This window comes from Streptomyces flavusporus (assembly GCF_046267975.1).
GTDB lineage: Bacteria > Actinomycetota > Actinomycetes > Streptomycetales > Streptomycetaceae > Streptomyces > Streptomyces flavusporus.
Map to the genome: position 1 here is coordinate 9,957,287 of NZ_CP176503.1, position 19,439 is coordinate 9,976,725.

The window sequence follows — 19,439 nt, forward strand, 5'->3', positions numbered from 1 at the left end:
TCAACCGAACGCGATCCCTTGATTTCTGCTGGTCAGGCATGGTTTCGCTCGGGGTGAGGGAGGCATGCGGCGTCTTGTGTCCGCTTCATGACCGAGGGGTGCGCGGTGGCGTCGGTGCTGGGAATGCTGGAGGAGCGGGAGGCGGCTGCCCGCGTGCGGGTGGAGGGTCTGCGGGAGGAAGCCGCGCGGTTGGCTGAGGTGTTGGAGGCCGCGGAGATCGAGCTGGACCGGCGAGTGATCGCGCGGGAGGAGTTGGTCGAGGCCCTGGCCGCGTCCGCGGCCGAGGCGACTGCCGTGACCGAGGCGGAGCAGGAAACGGCGTGCTCACCGGTGCCGGTGCCGGGCTCGACGGTGCCGCCCTGGCGGGACGGGCTGACGGTGTCGGTGCTGGCACCGGACTACCAGCGGATTCTGGGCGTGCTGGAGGAGCGGCGGTCAGCGGGCAGGGGGCCGGCGAAGGCCAAGGAGATCGCGGTGGGGCTGGGCCTGGGGACGACGCCGGCGAAGGTCGAGGGGGTGCGCTCGAAGGCCAGGCGCTTGGCAGAGCGGGGGTGGCTCCTGCAGGAGACGTCGGGGATGTTCAGCGCCGGCCGGCGGCCCGTGGACGTGCCAGACGCCGGCCCATCCGCGTAACCATCGACCACCGGATCATCGCCTCGCTGGAAGCGGGCAGAGTCTCGTAATCACGGGCCAGACGGCGGGAGTTCATCAACCACGCGAACGTGCGCTCTGCCACCCAGCGTCTGGGGAGCACCACGAACCCTGTCATGTCGTCGGTGCGCTTGACGATCTCCAAGGTCAGGGCGAGTTTGTCCCGGCACCAGCCAACGAGGCCGCCGGTGTAGCCGCCGTCGGCCCAGACGAGGGTGATGTCGCGGTGCAGACGGCGCAGCCGCTGCAGCAGGCCCGCCGCGGCGTCCCGGTCGCCGATGTTCGCGGCGGTGACCGCGACGACCAGGAGCAGGCCGAGGCAGTCGGTCACGATGTGCCGCTTTCGCCCGGGCACCTTCTTCCCGCCGTCGTAGCCGCGTGAGGAGGCCGGCACCGTCGCGGCGGCCCGCACCGACTGCGCGTCGATGATCCCCGCCGTGGGCTCGGCCTCACGGCCCTCGCGCTCACGGACCGTCCCACGCAGCCGGTCATGGAACTCGGCGATCAGCCCGTGCTCGCGCCAGCGGCGGAAGAAGGCGTAAACCCGGCCCCATGCGGGGAAGTCCGCGGGCATCGCCCGCCACGAGATCCCGCCCGCGACCAAATAGCGGATCGCGTCCAGCATCTGGCGGTGGCAATAGCCCTCGGGCTGCCCGCCTCTGCCCTGCAGCCAGGCCGGCACCGGCAGCAAAGGCCGGACCTCCGCCCACTCCGCGTCCGTCATGTCCGACGGATACCGGCGCACCCGATCGGGATGATCGGCCGCGTTGCCGTACACGTGCGCGAGGCAATCACACGATGGTGCAGCCGAGTTGAACTGGACGGGCTCGGACGCGTACAACAACGACACCAGGGCCTCCCGGCATTGCTCGGTTAGATTCGCATCCCCGAGCTACCGAGAGGCCCTGTCTTCATGCGCGTACAACGGGAAGATCACCCCGGCGGGAAACCTGTTCGACCCGCACGTTCCATGATCGGTTGAGATACGGCTTCTCAGACCGGCGTCGTCCAGGCGATGGCGGGTGTGGGCGAGACGTCTGCCGCCGCGCACCACGCGCACCCGGCCCGCGTTCCAGTCCGCTTCCACCCGCGCCAGCCGGTCCTTGAGGCCGTGGAGGCGCCGGGACTTGGCATGCCACTCGCGCCGCGAGGCATAGCCTTTCGGCAGTCCCTCGCGCTTGCTGGCCTTGGCGCCCAGCGGGCGGGCCAGCCGGGCCTCGATCTGCGCGATCGGAGGTTCCCCTCCTACTGTGGAGACCGTGACCGGAGGGATAGTTGGGGTCATGGCATCCAGGAAGCGCATCTACGACACTGAGTTCCGCGAGGGAGCGGTACGGATCGTGACGGAGACCGGGAAGCCGATTCCGGAGGTGGCTGAGGACCTGGGCATCCACCCGGGGACGTTGCACAGCTGGGTGTCGCGGGCGCGGCGCACCGGGTCGCCCTCGTCGGACCGGCCGGTGGCCGAGCCGTCGCCCGGCGGTCGTGTGCGGGAGAGGGAGCGCGCCGAGCTGGAGCGGCTGCGGACCGAGGCCAGGGAGAAGGACAAGCGCATCCGCGAGCTGGAGAGGGAGCGTGATGTGTGCAAGCGATTCGTGGCCTTGTGGGTGAAGTAGCTGAGGCGGACCCGGCCGTCGCGGTCGGGGTGATCAGCAGCTGCACGGCCGAGCAGAAGATTCCGTACCGCACCGCCTGCCGGGCGCTGGGGGTGTCCGAGTCGTGGTTCTACAAGTGGCGGGATCGTCCGCCGACAGCGCGTGAGGCGCGCCGACAGCAGCCGGCCGAGGAGATCGAGGAGATCTTCCACGGCTCGGGCGGCACCTACGGCTCGCCGAAGGTGTTCATCGAGCTGGCGCGCAGAGGCTGGCGAGTATCGGTGAACACGGTCGCGAAGGTCATGGCCGAACTCGGGCTGGCCGGACGGAAGGTGCGCCGCCGCCGGTCGCTGACGAGGCCGGGCAAGCGGCCGGCCGCCCCGGACTTCGTGCGCCGGGACTTCACCGCCGAGGAGCCCGATCTCGTCTGGGCGGGCGATCTCACCGAGATCGAACCCGGCGAGGGCAAGCTGTACTTGGCGACGGTCATCGACCTGTTCTCCCGCCGCCTGCTCGGCTGTGCGATGGCCGAGCGGCACGACGCCGACCTGGTCGTCGCGTCCCTGAACACGGCCGTGGCCACCCGCGGCGGCGACGTGCGCGACGTGATCATGTACACGGACAGGGGCAGCGAGTACTGCTCGCGGCGGTTCAGGCGGGCCCGCCGAAAGCTCGGCATGGTCCAGTCCATGGGCAGAGTCGGATCGTGCTTCGACAACGCCGTGAGCGAGGCGTTCAACAGCGTCCTCAGAGTCGAGTACGTACACCGTGAAGACGGTGTCCTCGCCGAGCCCTGCTGCCTGGCAGCGGTCCGGGTCGCACGTCCAGGAGCGCGGGATGTACAGCTCCCGGTCCACCGCCGCATGTCCCCGCTCGCCTGCGTAGACGAGGTAGACCGCGACCTGGGAGTTCTCGATCCGCCCGGCCGTTCCGGTGTACTGGCGCTGGACCCCGACCGTGTGGGTGCCCTTCTTCACGTCGCCGGTCTCGTCGACGACCAGCACCGCGGCATCGTCGTGGAGGTGCTCGACGACGTATTCGCGCACGTCGTCGCGGACGGCATCGGCATCCCAGACCGCCCGGGACAGCAGATGCTGCATGCCATACGGGCCGGCCTGGCCGACCCACTCCGCGATCGTGTGAGGTCGGGCCGGGGCGCCCTGCCGACGTTGCCGTCGGTGGGTTTCCCCGGCCCGCCTCCCGAACCGGACGTGCCCGATCTCCAGGCATCCGGCTCTCCACAAGCCCTCTCAGACGGCCACTGCCGTCGTGGTCCCATTGGGCCAAGGCGATGGGATCTTGTTACCGCGGTAGAGGTAGCGGTGGGTCCGCACCTTCGCGCACTTGAACAAGGTCACCTCGTCGTCGGCGGGCCACCATCGGCCCGCGCTATAGCGGCGGCGCAGACTCTTCCAGCTGGACCGGCGGTGCTTGCGCCGCAGCCACCCGAAGACCTGGCGCCAGGTGAAGGCCGACAGGTATTGGAAGGTCGCGGACGACACCCCGTGCCGGAAGTACGCCGTCCAGCCCCGCAGCACCGGGTTGAGATGGTGCAGCACGACTGCCAGCGGCAGGTTCGTGTCCTGTCGGCACAGCGTCTTGACCTTCTCCTTGACGGCCTGGAGAGCCTTCTTGGAGGGGTAGAGGTAGACGTAGTGCTTCTGGGTCCCGCGTTTGCGGTGACGCTGGAGGCGCCACCCCAGGAAGTCCAGCCCCTCGTCGATGTGAGTGATCGCCGTCTTCTCCACCGACAGGCGCAGTTCCATCGGAGCGAGCACTTCCGCCACCTGGGTGCGTATGTCTTCGGCCTGCTCACGAGTCCCAGTCACGGCGATCAGAAGGTGAGTCGGCGGCGGGAATCTCACCCGCCGCCGCTCGCAGAACCGTGCGGGAACCTCTCGGCTCACACGGCTCCCATCGCCCAGCCGTCAGGCTTGAGGCCGAACCGCCAGTGGGCGAAGAGGTTCGGGTAGCGGCGGGCGGTGCCCGCCAACAGCTCCCGCGCCTTCTTCTCCCGGCGGTGGAGTCGTTTGTACTTCCGGCAAGCCCAGCGCACCAGATACTCGTTGAGGCGCCGGAGAAGGGGATACAACATGGACTTGTAGAAGCGCCCGTAATAGTTGATCCAACCCTGCACGACGCTGTTGAACATCCGCGCAAGGTCCGTGAGGGACTTGTCACTGCGGCAGGCGATGCGCCAGGACCTGATCTCCTTACCCATCGCCTTGATCGCCGCCTTGCTGACCGCGGGCAGGAAGTTCAAGAAGTGCTTCCCGTACCGGTTCTTGGCCAGCCTCGGTCGGAACGTGTACCCGAGGAATGTGAACGACGTGTGCTCGTACGAGCCGCGCCGATCAGCGTCCTTGCAGTACACCACGCGCGTCTTGTCCGGATGGAGTTCCAGACCGACCTGCGCCAACCTCGCAGCAAGCGCATCCCGCACGCGGCGGGCCTGACGCTCACTGCGGCAGTGAATCACCGCATCATCGCAGTACCGCTCAAAGGTGACCTGCGGGAACTCTCGCACCAGCCACATGTCGAACGCGTAGTGCAGATACAGATTCGCCAGCACGGGCGAAATCGCCGACCCCTGGGGAGTCCCGCGATCCCGCTGCTGCACCGATCCGTCCGCCTTCGCCAGCGGCGCAACCAGCCACCGCTTGACATAGAGCAGGACCCACTTCCCGTCCGCGTCGACATGCCGCTCGACGGCCCTGAGCATCAGCTCATGGTCCACGCTGTCGAAGAACGCCCGGATGTCGAGATCGACCACCCAGTCGTTTCTCCAGCAGCGCCGCCGGCACTGCTCCACCGCGTCCAACGCCGACCGCCTCGGCCGATAACCGTAGGAGTCCGGATGGAAAATTGCCTCCACCCGCCGCTCCAGATACATCGCGGCCACCGTCTGAGCGATCCGGTCGGACACAGACGGCACCCCAAGGACTCGGACACCTTTTCCGCCCGCCTTGGGAATCTCGACGGCCTTCACCGCCGGAGGGAAGTACGAGCCGGACGACATGCGGTTCCACAGCTTGTACAGATTCCCTTTCAGGTTCTGCTCGAACTGCTCGATCGTCACGCCGTCCGCCCCGGGTGCTCCTTGATTGGCTTTGACCCTCAGATACGCCTCCCACACCATCGACTTGGGAATGCAAAACGACTTGGACTCGGCCTGCGGCCTCGATCCGTTCATCTGGCTCCTCCCGGAGAATCCCGGTTGACCACCAAACAAGATCAGGACAACCCGCCCCCTTCGCTCCACCCCCATTACAGGAGCTTCATCACTACTACGAGGCGGTCCGTCCCCCTGCCACGCATCGGTACTCAGCCCCTTGCAGTTTCAGCTGCTTGGAGTTCTCCCTTTACACCAACCCGCCCTCAACATGGACCGGTTGGCGGCATCGTGGCGAGGGGTTCCCACGTTCCGCACTGGTGCCTGTCGCCGAGCTCGCGCCACCTTCATGCCGGGCCGCCGCCTGACCAGGAATACAGGAACCCGTCAGACTCATCCCGGGGCAACAACTGGACCCCGGTTTCGGCAACCACTCATACGCTTAGAAGCCGTATCTCAACCGAACGCGATCCCTTGATTTCTGCTGGTCAGGCATGGTTTCGCTCGGGGTGAGGGAGGCATGCGGCGTCTTGTGTCCGCTTCATGACCGAGGGGTGCGCGGTGGCGTCGGTGCTGGGAATGCTGGAGGAGCGGGAGGCGGCTGCCCGCGTGCGGGTGGAGGGTCTGCGGGAGGAAGCCGCGCGGTTGGCTGAGGTGTTGGAGGCCGCGGAGATCGAGCTGGACCGGCGAGTGATCGCGCGGGAGGAGTTGGTCGAGGCCCTGGCCGCGTCCGCGGCCGAGGCGACTGCCGTGACCGAGGCGGAGCAGGAAACGGCGTGCTCACCGGTGCCGGTGCCGGGCTCGACGGTGCCGCCCTGGCGGGACGGGCTGACGGTGTCGGTGCTGGCACCGGACTACCAGCGGATTCTGGGCGTGCTGGAGGAGCGGCGGTCAGCGGGCAGGGGGCCGGCGAAGGCCAAGGAGATCGCGGTGGGGCTGGGCCTGGGGACGACGCCGGCGAAGGTCGAGGGGGTGCGCTCGAAGGCCAGGCGCTTGGCAGAGCGGGGGTGGCTCCTGCAGGAGACGTCGGGGATGTTCAGCGCCGGCCGGCGGCCCGTGGACGTGCCAGACGCCGGCCCATCCGCGTAACCATCGACCACCGGATCATCGCCTCGCTGGAAGCGGGCAGAGTCTCGTAATCACGGGCCAGACGGCGGGAGTTCATCAACCACGCGAACGTGCGCTCTGCCACCCAGCGTCTGGGGAGCACCACGAACCCTGTCATGTCGTCGGTGCGCTTGACGATCTCCAAGGTCAGGGCGAGTTTGTCCCGGCACCAGCCAACGAGGCCGCCGGTGTAGCCGCCGTCGGCCCAGACGAGGGTGATGTCGCGGTGCAGACGGCGCAGCCGCTGCAGCAGGCCCGCCGCGGCGTCCCGGTCGCCGATGTTCGCGGCGGTGACCGCGACGACCAGGAGCAGGCCGAGGCAGTCGGTCACGATGTGCCGCTTTCGCCCGGGCACCTTCTTCCCGCCGTCGTAGCCGCGTGAGGAGGCCGGCACCGTCGCGGCGGCCCGCACCGACTGCGCGTCGATGATCCCCGCCGTGGGCTCGGCCTCACGGCCCTCGCGCTCACGGACCGTCCCACGCAGCCGGTCATGGAACTCGGCGATCAGCCCGTGCTCGCGCCAGCGGCGGAAGAAGGCGTAAACCCGGCCCCATGCGGGGAAGTCCGCGGGCATCGCCCGCCACGAGATCCCGCCCGCGACCAAATAGCGGATCGCGTCCAGCATCTGGCGGTGGCAATAGCCCTCGGGCTGCCCGCCTCTGCCCTGCAGCCAGGCCGGCACCGGCAGCAAAGGCCGGACCTCCGCCCACTCCGCGTCCGTCATGTCCGACGGATACCGGCGCACCCGATCGGGATGATCGGCCGCGTTGCCGTACACGTGCGCGAGGCAATCACACGATGGTGCAGCCGAGTTGAACTGGACGGGCTCGGACGCGTACAACAACGACACCAGGGCCTCCCGGCATTGCTCGGTTAGATTCGCATCCCCGAGCTACCGAGAGGCCCTGTCTTCATGCGCGTACAACGGGAAGATCACCCCGGCGGGAAACCTGTTCGACCCGCACGTTCCATGATCGGTTGAGATACGGCTTCTTACGACACTTCAGCAGTGGTTCACTCGCGTTCGCCTTCTCGGCACGTACCTGACGCATCTCGTGCGCCTTTTCCGCAGTGCTCATCACCCCGGCTCATTCACCGGAGCAACCTGCGGTGGTTTGAGACCTCCCCCTGCGTGGGCGATCCCGGAGGGCCTGCCTCCATCACCAGTGCAGCACCACGTCAAGGGCTTCCGTCTACATCGGAACCTCCTGTTGTGTTCGTGGCGCACAATCGTCGGCATAGCGGATGTACCGCAGCCGCCGGTAGTCCGGATCATCGGGATCGGCACTGGGTAGGCGTCGCAGCTGCTGCCGAAGCGCATGCACCGCCGCCTTGTCCCCGCGCTGACTTGCCCGCTTGATCCTCGCCTCGACGCGCCAGTACTCCCGGCTCCGCCGGCGCAGCCTGCCCCGGTTGTAGTCCGGTAAAAGGTGCTGTTCAACGAACTGATCCAGCCGGTCCAAGTAGATGTTAGACAGGATCGGGGAAGCCACGCCGCCCTGCGGCGCACCGCTGAGCGTGGCCTGCCATCGCCAGTCCTCCAAATACCCGGCCTTGAGCATCTGGCGGATCAGCCGCAAAAATCGCCCGTCGTGGATCTTCTCTCCCAGGATCACGAGCATCACCTCATGATCCAGACTGCCGAAGCAGTCGGAGATGTCTCCTTCGCCGAACCAGTGTGTTCCCTTCCAGACTTCCACCACCTCATTGAGCGCGGTGTGACAGCCCCGGCCAGGGCGAAATCCATGGGAGTGGCGGGAGAACTGGACGTCGTAGTACGCCTCCAGCAGGAGACGGACCACCTCGGCGACCAGCTTGTCCGACCAGGTGGGCAGTCCGAGCGGACGTTTCTTCCCGTTCTTCTTCGGGATATAGGTCCGCCGCACTGGAGTCCACCGGTACGTCTCGGCGCGTAACCGGCCGATGATCGCGTCGATTTTCTCCAGGGACATACCATCCACGGTCTCGCCGGTGACCCCAGGCGTCATCGCACCCTTGTTGGCGTAGATGCGCCCGTAAGCCATCAGGAACAACTGCGGGTTGAACAACTGCCGATACAGCCTTTCCAGCGGCAGACCTCGCCTGCCGCGTTCCCGGAGGACGTCCAGCACCGTTGCGGCGTTCTGCATTACGCATACCTCCCATCGCCGGACGCCTCAATCACCTGTGCCCCTTCGCCCTGTGACCGGCTTTCCCGGCCTCCCTGGCAGGTCGTCACGCCTGCGACTACTACGAGCACTCCGTCGCCATAGGGCTCGCGCCCCGTAGGCGATCCCGTGGTACGTCTTCGTTGTACGTATCGAGCGCGACGTAGGCCGCCCATTCATTCCCTTGGCCGCCCTCGCTGGGAGGCGCTCTACGCCATGGAGGTTGCCCCGGCCGCCAACCGAGGACGAGGCATGGCGTGACGTCGATTATCAGGCGTCATTTCGACGGGTGTCTTTCGCACCGCTGGGAATTGGGCTTCAAGCAATCAAGCCTTAGCCATATCGCGCGGGTCTTGCGGCACCCCGCCCTGGACGCCTCCGGACGGACACCACTTTCCGGGCATGCTGTTGTCCCCTCACGCTTTCGCGCTCAAGTAAGCCCGGCGACCCAAGAACCTCCCTCCAAGTTCATCCCGACTGCGTCGGGGATACAACGAAGCGCCTCACGGCGCACGCTGGACGAAGACCTTCACCGACCCCCGGCTCTGCGCGGCCATCGTCGACCGCCTCACCTTCAACGGCGCGATCATCCAGACCGGCACCGAGTCCTACCGCCTCGCCCACACCAAAGCCCTGGCTGAGCAGCCCGCCGCTGGCTGAGAGGGGGCCAGCGGGGCCGGCGGCAGCGGGTGAGGTCAGCGGTTACCGACTTCCCGCGCCACGCGCTCCAGTCGGCTTTGGTGGCCCTCCCACCATGCCTGATCACCTGGTGGCATGTTGTCCTTGCCCTGCAAATACCCGACAGATCCGTCGATGAGCTCTCGCACGATGTCGGCGTGGCCGGCATGCCGCTGAGCCTGGATCCACCGCGTGAATTCTGATCACGGGTGTCGGGCGGTTCCGGGTGTTTCTTCGGGGTGCGGGCAGCGGCGATTGCCGGGTGGCCGTCCGGTGCGGGGTCTCCGAGGGTCTTTCGGGTCGTGGGCGGGCAGGGTGGTCGTGTGGGTCAGGTGACCATGCGTTGTCCGGTCGCTGTCCACAGGTCTGTGAAGTCGGCTGCCCAGCACCAGAGTTGGGGCAGGTGGAGGGTGATGCGGCGGGCGCCGGTGGCGATCCGGGCGGGGATGTTGATCAGGTGGCGGCGGATGGTGCCGGTGCGTGCCCTGGCGTGGAAGGCGGAGGCGAGGTGGCCGGCGGCGCGGGTGAGGTTGTAGGCGGTGGCTGCGAGGGTGAGCCAGGCGGCGTTCGCGGTGAACTTGCCCGAGGGCAGGTGGGCGAGCGCGGAGTCTTCCAGGTCGGCGAAGACCTGTTCCACGACGGCGTGTTCGCGGTGCATGGGTTCGGCCTGGGCCAGGACGAACGGGCTGTCGGTGAAGATGACGTGGTGGCGCCAGACGCCGAACAGCTCGGCCTGCCCCTCGGGCACGCTCTTGGGGTTCAGCCGTTTCACGCGGCGCACGATCAGCCGGGCGGTGGTGTGGAACGCCTTCTTCTTGCTGGTGAACGCGGTGAACGGGACCTCGGCGATCTCGGCGTCGGAGATCCAGCGTTCCTCGGCGGCGTCCCACACCGCACTGGTGTACTTGACCGGTGTCCAGGCGGACTCGTCCATGCCCGCGATCGCCTCGCGGATCGTCTTCTTCACCGCCACGGCCAGCGAGAAGTGCGCGCCCGCCTTCCGGCACACGTCCACCACCTTGTGGGAGAAGTACGCCGAGTCCGCACGCACGATGATCTTCGCGGTGATGCCCATCGCCCGGACCGTGGCGAGGGCCTCGCGCAGCAAGCTCGCCGCGCCCTTGCCGGAGCCTGCCGAGCCCTTGCGTAGCCGGGTGGCGACGATGACCGGAGCGCAGGTTGCGGTCTTGACGGTGACGATCTGGAAGTGCAGGCCGCGCTGCTTGGTGTAGCCGAAGGCGGCGCCTTGCTTGGCCGGCCCGTAGACCTGCTTGACCTTGGAGTCGATGTCGACGAACACCACCTCGTCCCGTTTGGGGACCAGGCCGGTGTGTGCCGCAAGATTGCAGGTGAACGCCCGTACCGCGGACTCGAGTTGGCGTACGTGACCCCAGGTGAAGGCGCGCAGGAACGACCCCAGCGTGGACGGGGCGCGCACGCCGCCGAACAAGCGGGACAGGCCACCGTGCCGCAGCACGTCCAGATCGTCGATGCTGTCCGCCCCGGCGATCATGCCGCCCACGATCGACAGGGCCTTCGCGTCGGCTGCCGTACCGGCACCGTTCTTCGCGCCGGTGAGCTTCACCTTCTCGGCCACCAACCGGGGCAGACCGCACCGTTCGGCCAGCCGGATCGTCGGGATCAGCCCGGCATGCGCGATCAGGTCCGGGGCGTCGAACGTGGCGAACAGCGTCGCCGGGCTGTGGGAAACTTTCACTTACGAGGTGCCTTGCTTCGTGGGACTGATGAGGGCGTAGGAACTCCCATCATCCCAGGTCAGCGGGCACCTCTTCTTATTCCGTCGCCCACAGACCGACTATGACGCGGTGGATCCAGGCTGAGTATCGGAAATCACGCGCACCAGGATGTGGTGCAGTGTCACCTCTCGTCGTTCCTCCGGCCACCACGGAACATGACCGATCGCGTCAAGCGTCAGCGTCGCGATCGTGCTGTTGGAGTGCTCCCACGCCTGGTGATACAGCCCAACGATGTATTCGCGCGACTCGTCTGCACTGGCCCACATGTCCGAGTTGAGTTCTGGCTCCTCCGTATACCACCAAGGTGGCGGCGCCTCGTCGAAGAATGGCCGCCCGAACGTGTCGCCGAAGTACCCCAACTCCACACCGGCGACATGTTTGACCAGCCCCAACAGGTTCGTGCCCGTAGGGGTTAGCGGGCGGCGGATGTCGTACTCCGAGAGCCCATCGAGCTTCCACACCAGGGCGTCACGCCCTTCTTGCAGGTATCGGAGAAGGTCCGCTTTCGGGTTCGGTTCGATCATGCCGGGCAGTCTTCCACCCGGCACTGACAGCCGAGCTCCACCGAAGGCCCGCCGAGGACGGGTTAGTTCTCACTCAGGGCTCCGGTGCCCCCTCGGCTCTCATGCAGCCAGGAGTGACATCAAAAGCTACTGACATTGATCTTGCCTGAGGCCGCGGACCGACTCCTCGAGTCGCCTCGAAATGACTCCCCTTGGAAGTGACACAGCCAGGCGCCAACGCGGCCGGTTCCGGTGCCGGTGGGGGTGGTCAGGACGGCCTTGGTGCGTACTCGGGCGCGGGCGCCGGAGGCGGTGGTGCGCCGTTGGGTGTGGCGGGCGGCGATATGGGCGAGTTCGGGTAGGTCGGTGATGCCCCCGGTTTCGACGGCGGCCAGGACCTGCCGGAGGGCGGGGACGAAGGCGGCGCCTTTGTTCTTGGTGTAGAACTGCGAGACCAGGGAGGGGTCGCGGTCGATGATGTGGGCGATGTCGCGTTTGGTGTAGCCGGCCTGTTGAAGGCGGTCGGCGAGGCGGGCTGCTTCGTTCAACTCGCGCTGGTGTTCTGGCCGGTTGCGGCGGGTGCGGGGCGGCATCAGGCCTCCCGTTCAGCGGTGAGGGCTGCACGGCCGGCATCCCGCAGCGTAAGGAGTTCTTCTTCGGTGGTGGGGGCGGTGACCGGGCCTGTGAGGTGGCCGCGCAGGAGGTAGTCGCCGGGCTGGTGGTGGTAGGGCCAGTTCTGGGGCTGGGTGAGGTAGAGGGCGTCGGTACGGAACGCGACGACGCTACCGGGCTCGGTGTGCAGGGCGCCGGCTTCGCTTGGGTGACGCGGTTCTCTTTCGCATGCCTGCATGCGGGGGGGGGTGCCCCTATCTGTTTCGTCAACCCCGGTGGGGTCGGCTTGTAGGGGTTGATCGTGGTTTTCGGGAACGTCCCGCGGATCGGGGTGTTCCCGGCGGATCGGGTGGCTGATGGGCAGCCCGGTGGCCGGCAGGGCCGGATTGGCCGTGCCGGTACGCGGGCGTGATGGGGCCTGGAGGGTAGGGCGGTGGAGTCGTCAGGCGGCGAGGTCGACGTCGCCCGGGGTGCGTGCTTCGTAGAGGGCCCCGGTGCGGATCATCGCGTGGATGACGTTCACGCGCTGGCGGGCCAGGCGGAGGATCGCCTGGGTGTGGGTCTTGCCGCGTGCGCGTTGCCGGTCGTAGTAGATCCGGGAGGACAGGTCGGCTTTGCAGCCGATCGCGGCGAACGCGGCCTGGAACAGGGCGCGTTTGAGGAGCCGGTTGCCGCGGTGGGGTGCGTGCTCGCCGCGGATGGAGGTGCCCGAGGACTTCGTGGCGGGCGCGAGTCCGGCATAGGAGGCGAGGTGCCCGGCGGTGGGGAAGCCGGTGCCGTCACCGATCGCGACGATCACGGCCGCCGTGGTCCTGACGCCCAGGCCGGGCAGGGACGTCAAGAGGTGGAAAAGAGGGAGGGCCTCCAGCAGGGCGGCGATCTCCTGCTCGGCCTGGCGGCGCTGGGTGTGGGCGGCGGCGAGCTGGGCGGCAAGTCCTGGCACGATCAGCGCGCTGGCCTCGGTGCCCGGAACGACCAGGGTCTGCTCGGCGAGCGCGTCGAAGATCTCTGCGGTCAGGTGGTGGGCCTTGCGCGAACCGTGCACCTTGAGCAGGGCCTCGCAGCGGGCCCGGCCCAGTTTCCTCAGTCTCGCCGGGGAGCCGTGGCGCTGAAGGAGGGCCTGGACATAGGGGTAGGCCAGGCGCGGGCCGAGCACACGCTCGAGAGAGGGGTGGATCTGGGAGAGCAGGCCGCGCAGCCGGTTGGTGGCGCGGTTGACCTCGCCGGCCAGGTCGTTGTCGTAGCCGGTGAGCATGGTCAGCTCGGCCAGCACCTCGTCGTCGCGGTCCACCGCGCGCAGTGTGTGCGGCATGGTGCGGGCGGTCTCGGCGATCACGAACGCGTCGCGGGCGTCGGTCTTGGCCTCGCCCGGGTGCAGATCGGCGGCCCGCCGCATCGACAGCCCGGGCAGGTAGGCCACCCGGCAGCCGGCCGCGCGGGCCACCGTCAACGGCAGCGCGCCGATGTTGGCGACCTGGTCCACGATCACCAGAACGGTGCCGAACTTCGCCACCAGCTTGGTGAACAGCTCCAGCAGTCTCGGCTCGGTGTTGGGCAGCCGCTTGTCGTGCACGGTTCTGCCGTCCGCGGTCCGGCCGTGGGCGTGGTGGAACTCCTTGCCCAGGTCCAGGCCGAGGAAGAGATCTATCGCGGTCGTGTCGACCATGTGCGCGTGCCCCTCGCCACTCGTCTCCTCAGCTCCCGGCCGTCCCTGCGGCACCACACGCCGGCAACCACGTTACGCAGACATGCCGCCCGTGAAGCGGCCCGGCATTGCGCCGGACCAGGCGGTCGTCAGGCCCCTCATCAGCGGTCAAGCGGTGCCCCGAAGCCCGGCGGCAACACCCCCCAGGTCATCCGTACGACAGGGGGCACACAGCCATACCGGACCCGGGGGCCAGGCGCCCCATTGCGGGGCCACGAAAAAGGTAACGGGGGCAGGTCGTCCCGGCTGGCGAATTGGACTGGACCAACATCTTGACAGGGGTTTCCTGTCACTTCTTAAATCATGGTGTGAAGTAATGCTGTTTCCCCCCCACCCTGTTGCCGCCGTTCCTGTCCAGCCCCCACTTCCTGTCTGTCATAGACATGCCATTGCGCGGTTTCCTGGAGTGGTCGTGGGTGAGCCGCGGAGCGCGCCGGTTGCTGACGACAGAACAGGACGGCACGCATGACCACGACGCTTCAGTCCAAGCCCGCCATACGTGGTGCACTCGGCACGGCGGTTGCCGTCCTCCTCCTCGCGGGTCTGAACTCCATCCCTGCAACCGCAGCCGCGGCGGCCACGGGCCAGATCACCGGACTCGGCGGCAAGTGTGTGGACGTCGCGGGCGCTGCGACGGCCAACGGTACGGCCGTCCAGCTCTACGACTGCAACGGCACCGCAGCACAGCAGTGGACGGTCGGCGACGACGGCACCGTCCGCGCGCTCGGCAAGTGTCTGGACGTCGCCTCGGCCGGCACGGCCGACGGCACGCGGGTCCAGCTGTGGGACTGCAACGGCAGCGCCGCCCAGCAGTGGACCGTCACCGCGGCGCGCGACATCGCCAACTCGCAGGCCGACAAGTGCCTCGACGCGACCGGCAACAGCTCCGCCAACGGCACCCGGCTGCAGATCTGGACCTGCACCGGCGCGGCCAACCAGAAGTGGACCGCGCCGGGCGGCGGCACTCCCCCGGCGCCCGGCCCCGGGGCCATGGCCGTCGCGCCGTACCTCTACAACGGCTGGGGCAGCCCGCCGAACCCCACCACCGTGATGAACGCGACCGGCGTGAAGTGGTTCACTCTCGCCTTCATCCTCAGCAACGGGTACTGCAATCCGCAGTGGGACGGCAGCCGCCCCCTCACCGGCGGTGTCGACCAGCAGACCGTCAACACCGTGCGCGGCGCCGGCGGTGATGTCATCCCGTCGTTCGGCGGCTGGAGCGGCAACAAGCTGGAGAGCTCCTGCGGCAGCGCGGGCGAGCTCGCCGCCGCCTATCAGAAGGTCATCAACGCCTACGGCCTGAAGGCGATCGACATCGACATCGAGGCCGCCGCGTACGACAGCCCGGTCGTGCAGCAGCGCACGGTCGACGCGCTCAAGACGGTCAAGGCCAACAATCCGGGCCTCAAGGTCTACGTCACCTTCGGCACCGGGCAGAACGGGCCCGACAGCAGCCTCATCAGCAAGGCCGCCGCGTCCGGGCTGACCGTCGACAGTTGGACGATCATGCCCTTCAACTTCGGCGGCGCGGGACAGAACATGGGCCAGCTCACCGTCCGGGCGGCAGAGGGACTGAAGACGGCGGTGAAGAACGCCTACGGGTACACCGACGACCAAGCCTACCGCCACACTGGCATCTCCTCGATGAACGGCATCACCGACAACAGCGAGACGGTGACCGTCGACGACTTCCGCACCATCCTGGCGTACGCGCAGCAGCGGCATCTGGCGCGGCTGACCTTCTGGTCCGTCAACCGCGACCGGCCCTGCACCGGTGGCGGCGCCGACACCTGCTCCGGGGTCGCGCAGCAGCCGTGGGACTTCACCCGCGTCTTCGCCCAGTACAACGGCTGACCCCCGGTTCGTCCTCTTCCCCCTCCGTCCTTCACTCGAGCCGCCCCGGCGGTACAGGAGTTGACACGATGCTTCGCTTCTCGCGACCGCCTGCCGGTGGCCGCCTCCACGGACCCCCCATGAGCCGGGTCCGTCGTCCCTGGACCGCTGTCCTCGCGGCCGCCGCCACCGCGGCCTCGGTCCTCACCGCCGTCCAGCCCGCGCAGGCCGCGGCGCCGTCGGGTTCGGCCGCCGTGGCCGCCCTGCCGACGGGCTGGTCGACCGTGGTGAACAGCGGCAGCGGGAAGTGCCTGGACGCCCGGGCGGCCGGGACGGTCAACGGCACGGCCGTCCAGCAGTACGCCTGCAACAACACCACCGCACAGCAGTGGAGTTTCACCCCAACCAGCGACGGCTACGTGCGCATCGGCAACCGCAACGACGCCCAGCAGGTCGTGGACGTGAGCAACGTGTCCACCGCCGACAACGCGGCCGTGCACCTGTGGACGTACGGCGGCGGGAACAACCAGCAGTGGCAGGCCGTCGACGAGGGCGGCGGCGCCTACCGCTTCGTCAACCGGCACAGCGGCAAGTGCCTGGACGTACCGTCCGCCTCCACCGCCGACGGCGTCCAGCTGGTGCAGTACACCTGCAACGGCACGGCCGCGCAGCGCTTCCAGGTCACGCCCGTGACCACCGCCCCCGGCGACGTCGACCTCGGCCCCAACGTGGCCGTCTTCGACCCGTCGATGCCGTCGTCCACCATCCAAAGCCAGCTGGACAGCATCTTCCGCCAGCAGGAGACCAACCAGTTCGGCTCCCAGCGCTACGCGGTCCTGTTCAAGCCGGGCACCTACAGCAACGACGTCAACGTCGGCTTCTACACCCAGGTCCTGGGCCTCGGCCAGTCGCCCGACTCCGTCACGATCAACGGTGCCGTGCACGTGGAGGCGGACTGGTTCCCGCCGCAGAACGCCACCCACAACTTTTGGCGCGGCGCCGAGAACCTCTCGGTCAACCCGACCGGCGGCACCGACCGGTGGGCGGTGTCCCAGGCGTCCGGGTACCGGCGCATGCACGTCCGCGGCAACCTGGAACTCAGTGACGGCGGCTGGTCCAGCGGCGGCTTCATGGCCGACAGCAAGATCGACGGCCAGGTGCGCTCCGGCACCCAGCAGCAGTGGCTGACCCGCAACTCCCAGCTCGGCAGCTGGACCGGCTCTAACTGGAACATGGTCTTCGTCGGCAGCCAGGGCGTGCCGGGCAACACGTTCCCCAACCCGCCGTACACGACGGTCAACCAGACGCCAACCGTCCGTGAAAAGCCCTTCCTGTACGTCGACGGCTCGGGCGCCTACCGCGTGTTCGTGCCTGCTCTGCGGACCGGCTCCGCCGGCACCACGTGGGCGAACGGGAACGCGCCCGGCACCTCGCTCGGCATCGACCAGTTCTACGTGGTCAAGCCCGGCGCGACGGCCGCACAGATCAACGCCGCCCTCGCCGAGGGCAAGAACCTGCTCGTCACCCCGGGCGTCTACCACCTGAACCAGACCCTGCGGGTGACCCGGCCCGACACCGTGGTCCTCGGACTGGGACTGGCCACCTTCATCCCGGACAACGGCATCACCGCCATGACGGTCGCCGACGTCGACGGTGTGAAGATAGCCGGCGTCCTGTTCGACGCCGGCACCACCAACTCGCAGACACTGGTGGAGATCGGCCCGGCCGGCTCGTCCGCGAGCCACGCCGCCAACCCGACCTCCCTGCACGACGTGTACTTCCGCGTCGGCGGCGCGGCCGTCGGCAAGGCGACGACCAGCCTCGTCATCAACAGCGACCACGTCATCGGCGACCACATGTGGATCTGGCGCGGCGACCACGGCAGTGGCATCGGCTGGAACACCAACACCGGCGACACCGGCCTGATCGTCAACGGCGACGACGTCACCATGTACGGCCTGTTCGTCGAGCACTACCAGAAGCACCAGACCATCTGGAACGGCAACGGCGGCCGCACGTACTTCTACCAGAACGAGATGCCCTACGACCCGCCCAACCAGGCCGCTTGGATGAATGGCTCCACCCAGGGCTACGCCGCCTACAAGGTCGCCGACCACGTCACCAGCCACCAGGCCTACGGCCTCGGCAGCTACTGCTACTTCAACGTCAACCCGTCCGTAGCTGCCGAGCGCGCCTTCGAGGCCCCCAACAACCCGAACGTCCGCTTCCAGAACATGGTCACCGTCTCGCTCGGCGGCACCGGCACCATCCGGCACGTCATCAACGACCGCGGTGGCCCCTCCAACTCGTCCACCAACGTCGCCAACCTGGTGAGCTACCCGTGAGGCGGCTGACAGCACGACTGCTGACGCTGCTGGCTCTGGTGCTGGGGCTCACCACCCCGGCCAACGCCGGGTCCGCCGCACCCCAGGCGGCTCCGTTCAAAGTCATCGCCTTCTACAACGGCACCTGGGACGCCGCGCACATCGACTTCGTCAAGGAAGCCAACCAGTGGTTCCCCCAGGCCGCCGCCCAGAACAACTTCACCTACGTGGCGACCACCGACTGGAACCTGCTGGCGAACGGAGGGGTGAACGACTACCAGGTCGTCCTGTTCCTCGACGACGCACCGCAGACGGCCGCCCAGCGATCGGGCTTCGAGCAGTACATACGGGCCGGCGGAGGCTGGATGGGCTTCCACGTCTCGGCCTTCACCACGAACGCCGGGGCCTGGCCCTGGTACTACAACACCTTCCTCGGCAGCGGGAACTTCCAGTCGAACACCTGGGGACCCACGACTGCGATTCTGCGCACCGAGGACCGCACCCACCCCTCCACCTCCGGGCTGCCCGCGACGTTCACCTCGGCAGTCAGCGAGTGGTACAGCTGGTCCAACGACCTGCGGACCAATCCGAACATCAAAGTCCTGGCGTCCGTCGACCCCAGCAGCTTTCCACTGGGCACGGACCCGAACCAGTCTTGGTACAGCGGCTACTACCCGATCCTGTGGACCAACACCCAGTACAAGATGCTCTATGCGAACTTCGGACACAACGCCATGAACTATGACACCAACACCCGACTGTCCTCCACGTTCGCCAGCCCTCCACAAAACCGCTTCCTCATCGACGGACTCAAGTGGCTCGGCGGAGCGAGCAACAACCCCGCACCCACCGACCCGATCTCCGGAACGGCCTGGTACACGCTCGCCAACAAGGCGAACGGGTCCTGCGTCGACGCACGCGCGGCCGGCACCGCCAACGGCACGCCGATCCAGCAGTACACCTGCAACGGCACCCTTGCCCAGCAGTTCCAATTCCGGTCCACCGACGGCGGATACACCCGGATCGCAAACCGCGGCAACCCCCAGCAGGTCATCGATGTCACGGACGTCTCCACCGCCGACAACGCGCCACTTCAGCTGTGGTCCTACGGCGGCGGCGCCAACCAGCAGTGGCAACCCGTGCGAGAAGCCTCGGGCAGTTACCGCTTCGTGGCCCGGCACAGCGGCAAATGTCTCAGCACGACCGGCAGTTCCGTGAACGGGGTGCAACTGGTGCAGCGCCCCTGCGACAACTCCACCGCCCAGAGCTTCGGACTGTCCCCCCAGTCATGACCCCCCGCCGTGGCAGCACCCTCCCACCCGGGCGGGGCTGCCACGGCCGCTGCGATCGTGAGGCTTCCACCCGCGTCCAGGGCGGGTCTGTACGGTCTTCGGCTCTGGCCCGTAATCGGTGGT

At 67.9% G+C, this 19,439-nt stretch carries 14 protein-coding genes and 6 pseudogenes; 8 read left to right on the forward strand and 12 right to left on the reverse strand.

All coding sequences use genetic code 11. From position 1 onward, the window contains the following. Positions 1 to 87: 87 nt before the first annotated feature. Positions 88 to 633 carry a hypothetical protein gene (locus tag ACKTSN_RS47170; protein WP_409467249.1) on the forward strand — a complete coding sequence of 182 codons (546 nt, stop codon included), beginning with the start codon at positions 88 to 90 and terminating at the stop codon, positions 631 to 633. Here the strand turns inward: ACKTSN_RS47170 and ACKTSN_RS47175 are convergent. Both ACKTSN_RS47175 and ACKTSN_RS47180 read right to left on the reverse strand, forming a co-directional pair. Continuing rightward, positions 581 to 1,429: an IS5 family transposase gene (locus ACKTSN_RS47175; RefSeq protein WP_409467250.1), complete on the reverse strand. Its 849-nt coding sequence runs from the start codon at positions 1,427 to 1,429 to the stop codon at positions 581 to 583. The two genes, ACKTSN_RS47170 and ACKTSN_RS47175, sit on opposite strands and share 53 nt — an antisense overlap. Positions 1,430 to 1,645: 216 nt before the next feature. After that, a pseudogene (locus ACKTSN_RS47180) lies at positions 1,646 to 1,882 on the reverse strand (IS200/IS605 family accessory protein TnpB-related protein); the annotation flags it as partial. 52 nt (positions 1,883 to 1,934) lie between these two features. Here ACKTSN_RS47180 and ACKTSN_RS47185 point away from each other — a divergent pair. Beyond that, positions 1,935 to 2,267 carry a transposase gene (locus ACKTSN_RS47185; RefSeq protein WP_409474659.1) on the forward strand — a complete coding sequence of 111 codons (333 nt, stop codon included), beginning with the start codon at positions 1,935 to 1,937 and terminating at the stop codon, positions 2,265 to 2,267. 92 nt (positions 2,268 to 2,359) lie between these two features. Beyond that, positions 2,360 to 2,959, forward strand: a pseudogene (locus ACKTSN_RS47190) (IS3 family transposase); the annotation flags it as partial. Between the two features lie 78 nt (positions 2,960 to 3,037). On the opposite strand, the pseudogene ACKTSN_RS47195 reads toward ACKTSN_RS47190, so the two are convergent. From ACKTSN_RS47195 to ltrA, 3 genes and pseudogenes are all read right to left on the reverse strand, one after another. Beyond that, a pseudogene (locus ACKTSN_RS47195) lies at positions 3,038 to 3,490 on the reverse strand (IS701 family transposase); the annotation flags it as partial. Positions 3,491 to 3,496: 6 nt separating this feature from the next. Next, entirely contained in the window at positions 3,497 to 4,075 is a 579-nt protein-coding gene (locus tag ACKTSN_RS47200; RefSeq protein ID WP_409473950.1) for a group II intron maturase-specific domain-containing protein, read from the reverse strand. Between the two features lie 74 nt (positions 4,076 to 4,149). Continuing rightward, a complete protein-coding gene (ltrA, locus tag ACKTSN_RS47205; protein WP_409474660.1) occupies positions 4,150 to 5,439 on the reverse strand; it encodes a group II intron reverse transcriptase/maturase in 1,290 nt (429 codons plus the stop codon). A 462-nt stretch (positions 5,440 to 5,901) separates the two neighbouring features. Between ltrA and ACKTSN_RS47210 the strand changes: the two genes are divergently transcribed. Further along, positions 5,902 to 6,447 (forward strand): hypothetical protein, encoded by a 546-nt coding sequence (locus tag ACKTSN_RS47210; RefSeq protein WP_409467249.1) that lies wholly within the window; start codon positions 5,902 to 5,904, stop codon positions 6,445 to 6,447. Here ACKTSN_RS47210 and ACKTSN_RS47215 read toward each other — a convergent pair. Both ACKTSN_RS47215 and ACKTSN_RS47220 read right to left on the reverse strand, forming a co-directional pair. Then, a complete protein-coding gene (locus ACKTSN_RS47215; RefSeq protein ID WP_409467250.1) occupies positions 6,395 to 7,243 on the reverse strand; it encodes an IS5 family transposase in 849 nt (282 codons plus the stop codon). The genes ACKTSN_RS47210 and ACKTSN_RS47215 overlap by 53 nt on opposite strands. Positions 7,244 to 7,694: 451 nt before the next feature. Next, a pseudogene (locus ACKTSN_RS47220) lies at positions 7,695 to 8,594 on the reverse strand (reverse transcriptase/maturase family protein); the annotation flags it as partial. Between the two features lie 534 nt (positions 8,595 to 9,128). Here ACKTSN_RS47220 and ACKTSN_RS47225 point away from each other — a divergent pair. Then, a pseudogene (locus ACKTSN_RS47225) lies at positions 9,129 to 9,272 on the forward strand (ATP-binding protein); the annotation flags it as partial. Between the two features lie 346 nt (positions 9,273 to 9,618). Here the strand turns inward: ACKTSN_RS47225 and ACKTSN_RS47230 are convergent. From ACKTSN_RS47230 to ACKTSN_RS47250, 5 genes and pseudogenes are all read right to left on the reverse strand, one after another. Next, complete coding sequence (locus tag ACKTSN_RS47230) at positions 9,619 to 11,007, reverse strand: IS1380 family transposase (RefSeq protein WP_409474661.1); 1,389 nt, start codon at positions 11,005 to 11,007, stop codon at positions 9,619 to 9,621. Positions 11,008 to 11,127: 120 nt separating this feature from the next. Continuing rightward, positions 11,128 to 11,571: pseudogene (locus ACKTSN_RS47235) on the reverse strand (DinB family protein); the annotation flags it as partial. 119 nt (positions 11,572 to 11,690) lie between these two features. After that, the gene (locus ACKTSN_RS47240) at positions 11,691 to 12,143 is read right to left on the reverse strand and encodes a hypothetical protein (RefSeq protein ID WP_409474662.1); all 453 of its coding nucleotides are present in this window, start codon (positions 12,141 to 12,143) and stop codon (positions 11,691 to 11,693) included. After that, positions 12,143 to 12,400 (reverse strand): hypothetical protein, encoded by a 258-nt coding sequence (locus ACKTSN_RS47245; protein WP_409474663.1) that lies wholly within the window; start codon positions 12,398 to 12,400, stop codon positions 12,143 to 12,145. The genes ACKTSN_RS47240 and ACKTSN_RS47245 overlap by 1 nt, the downstream gene beginning before the upstream one ends. A gap of 204 nt (positions 12,401 to 12,604) precedes the next feature. Beyond that, entirely contained in the window at positions 12,605 to 13,828 is a 1,224-nt protein-coding gene (locus tag ACKTSN_RS47250; RefSeq protein WP_409467819.1) for an IS110 family transposase, read from the reverse strand. A gap of 504 nt (positions 13,829 to 14,332) precedes the next feature. On the opposite strand from ACKTSN_RS47250, the gene ACKTSN_RS47255 reads away from it, so the two are divergent. The 3 genes from ACKTSN_RS47255 (at position 14,333) to ACKTSN_RS47265 (ending at position 19,316) form a co-directional block, all read left to right on the forward strand. Further along, complete coding sequence (locus ACKTSN_RS47255; protein ID WP_409474664.1) at positions 14,333 to 15,721, forward strand: ricin-type beta-trefoil lectin domain protein; 1,389 nt, start codon at positions 14,333 to 14,335, stop codon at positions 15,719 to 15,721. A 119-nt stretch (positions 15,722 to 15,840) separates the two neighbouring features. Next, positions 15,841 to 18,045 carry an RICIN domain-containing protein gene (locus ACKTSN_RS47260; RefSeq protein ID WP_409474665.1) on the forward strand — a complete coding sequence of 735 codons (2,205 nt, stop codon included), beginning with the start codon at positions 15,841 to 15,843 and terminating at the stop codon, positions 18,043 to 18,045. Then, the gene (locus tag ACKTSN_RS47265) at positions 18,042 to 19,316 is read left to right on the forward strand and encodes a ThuA domain-containing protein (RefSeq protein ID WP_409474666.1); all 1,275 of its coding nucleotides are present in this window, start codon (positions 18,042 to 18,044) and stop codon (positions 19,314 to 19,316) included. The genes ACKTSN_RS47260 and ACKTSN_RS47265 overlap by 4 nt, the downstream gene beginning before the upstream one ends. Positions 19,317 to 19,439 lie beyond the last annotated feature (123 nt).

Excerpts from the sequence above, each read along its gene's own strand:
- ACKTSN_RS47170 (WP_409467249.1), top strand. The coding sequence starts at position 88 with ATGACCGAGGGGTGCGCGGTGGCGTCGGTGCTGGGAATGCTGGAGGAG.
- ACKTSN_RS47185 (WP_409474659.1), top strand. The coding sequence starts at position 1,935 with ATGGCATCCAGGAAGCGCATCTACGACACTGAGTTCCGCGAGGGAGCG.
- ltrA (WP_409474660.1), bottom strand. The coding sequence starts at position 5,439 with ATGAACGGATCGAGGCCGCAGGCCGAGTCCAAGTCGTTTTGCATTCCC.
- ACKTSN_RS47210 (WP_409467249.1), top strand. The coding sequence starts at position 5,902 with ATGACCGAGGGGTGCGCGGTGGCGTCGGTGCTGGGAATGCTGGAGGAG.
- ACKTSN_RS47240 (WP_409474662.1), bottom strand. The coding sequence starts at position 12,143 with ATGCCGCCCCGCACCCGCCGCAACCGGCCAGAACACCAGCGCGAGTTG.
- ACKTSN_RS47245 (WP_409474663.1), bottom strand. The coding sequence starts at position 12,400 with ATGCAGGCATGCGAAAGAGAACCGCGTCACCCAAGCGAAGCCGGCGCC.
- ACKTSN_RS47250 (WP_409467819.1), bottom strand. The coding sequence starts at position 13,828 with ATGGTCGACACGACCGCGATAGATCTCTTCCTCGGCCTGGACCTGGGC.
- ACKTSN_RS47255 (WP_409474664.1), top strand. The coding sequence starts at position 14,333 with ATGACCACGACGCTTCAGTCCAAGCCCGCCATACGTGGTGCACTCGGC.
- ACKTSN_RS47260 (WP_409474665.1), top strand. The coding sequence starts at position 15,841 with ATGAGCCGGGTCCGTCGTCCCTGGACCGCTGTCCTCGCGGCCGCCGCC.